Source organism: Streptomyces lushanensis (assembly GCF_001700515.1).
Lineage (GTDB): Bacteria > Actinomycetota > Actinomycetes > Streptomycetales > Streptomycetaceae > Streptomyces > Streptomyces lushanensis.
Map to the genome: position 1 here is coordinate 1 of NZ_MAUD01000425.1, position 489 is coordinate 489.

A 489-nucleotide genomic window follows, 5' to 3' on the forward strand; every position below is an offset into this window, starting at 1 on the left:
CGGACCGGTTCGCGCTGCGCCGGCTCGGCCGGGTCACCCAGGGGCTGCTGGTGCTCGTGTACGCCCTGGCGGCGCTGGACATCGACTGGACGCCGGTACGGGTGCTGATGCTGCCGATGATGGTGGTGAGCGGCGCGGCCATCTTCTCGGCGGTGTTCGTGGCGGGCGCGGCGTTCCAGTTCTGGGCGCAGGACGCCGCCGAGGTGCAGAACTCGTTCACGTACGGCGGGACGACGCTGTTGCAGTACCCGCCGACGGTCTTCGCGAAGGACCTGGTGCGCGGGGTGACGTTCGTGGTGCCGCTGGCCTTCGTCAACTGGATGCCGGCGCTGTACGTCCTGGGCCGCGAGGACCCGCTGGGGCTGCCGGGCGCGGTCGCGTTCCTGCCGCCGGTGGTGGCGGGGGCGAGCTGCGCGCTGGCGGGATTCGCGTGGCGGGCGGGGCTGCGTACGTACAGGAGCACGGGGAGCTAGGTCCTGTCCGGCGGAT

The 489-nt window shown here is 72.4% G+C and carries 1 protein-coding gene; it reads left to right on the plus strand.

Annotated elements, in window-relative coordinates:
- A partial coding sequence (locus BFF77_RS28535; RefSeq protein ID WP_211280333.1) for an ABC transporter permease occupies window positions 1-473 on the plus strand: 473 nt, incomplete at its 5' end.
- Between the last annotated feature and the right edge of the window lie 16 nt (window positions 474-489).